This window comes from Phytoactinopolyspora endophytica, from assembly GCF_004138495.1.
Lineage (GTDB): Bacteria > Actinomycetota > Actinomycetes > Jiangellales > Jiangellaceae > Phytoactinopolyspora > Phytoactinopolyspora endophytica.
Genome location: NZ_ML142852.1, coordinates 225,555 through 226,939 on the forward strand (window position 1 = coordinate 225,555; position 1,385 = coordinate 226,939).

Consider the following 1,385-nt stretch of genomic DNA (forward strand, 5'->3'; position numbering starts at 1 on the left):
TGAAGACCGCCGCGTTCTCAGCCAGATCAAGAAGCGGCCCGGGCACGATCCCGAGCACGATCGTGGCCGCCGCCCCCACAGTGATACCCACCGTGGTCAACATGCTCGGTACCGCCACGGTCGGCCCTTCGGCTGCGGGCTCGGAGAAGAACATCAACACGATGACGCGCACGTAGAAGAACGCCGCAACCGCGCTGATGACCACACCGACGATCACCAGCGGCATCGCGCCGCCCTGGAACGCGGCGTTGAATACGGCCAGTTTGCCCACGAACCCGCTGGTGAGCGGGATGCCGGCCATGGCCAGCAGGAACAGGCCGAAGGTGGCCGCCAGGATCGGGGATCGTTTACCGAGGCCCGCCCACTTCGACAGGTGGGTGGCTTCTCCGCCCGCGTCCCGCACCAGGGTCACCACGGCGAACGCGCCGAGCGTCATAATGCCGTACGTCGCCAGGTAGAACAGGATCGACGAGATCGCCAGCTCGTCCACGGCCACAAACGCCGTGAGGATGAAACCGGCGTGCGCGATCGCCGAGTACGCCAGCATCCGTTTCACGTCGGTCTGAGTCAGCGCGACGACGATGCCTACCACCATCGTGGCGATCGCGACGGCCCACATCATCGGCTGCCAGTCCGTCCGCATGCCGCCCAGGGCGACATAGAACAGCCGCAGCATCGCACCGAATGCGGCGAGCTTGGTACAGGCGGCCATGAACCCGGTCACCTGCGTCGGCGCGCCCTGGTAGACGTCGGGCGTCCATGCGTGGAACGGCACGGCACCGATCTTGAACAACAGGCCGACGGCCATCAGCCCGACCCCTGTCAGCAGCAGGCCTTCCTGGCCGACCCGAGCCGTCAACGCGGCATCGATCTCGGACAACCGGACCGAGCCCGCATACCCGTAGACGAACGCGGCACCGAACAGGAAGAACCCCGAAGCGAACGCGCCGAGCAGGAAGTACTTGAGGGCCGCCTCCTGGGAGAGCAGCCGGCGACGCCTCGCCATGCCACACAGCAGGTACAGCGGCAGCGACAGCACTTCCAGGGCAATGAACATCACCAGCAGGTCGTTGGCGGCCGGGAAGAGCATCATGCCGCCGACGGAGAACATCGTCAGCGGATAGACCTCGGTCTGCAGCACCCGGTCACGGGTCAGGACCCGCTCCTCCTCACTGCCCGGCAGCGACGACGCAGCTGGGGCGAACCCGTTGCCGCCGGCCTCGATCTTGCGCTCGGCGAAGAAGAGGATGCTGATGAACGCCAGCACCACGATCGTTCCCTGGAGGAACAGAGCCGGACCGTCGATGGCGACCGAGCCGCTCACGCCGATCAGCTCGGTCTCACCAGCCAGCCGGACGATCTGCACGAACGCCGCGACGAACGCG

1 protein-coding gene is annotated in these 1,385 nt (G+C 66.5%); it reads right to left on the bottom strand.

All coding sequences use genetic code 11. From position 1 onward, the window contains the following. The coding region (nuoN, locus tag ELR45_RS09445; RefSeq protein WP_205856292.1) for an NADH-quinone oxidoreductase subunit NuoN at positions 1-1,385 on the bottom strand (1,385 nt) is incomplete at both ends.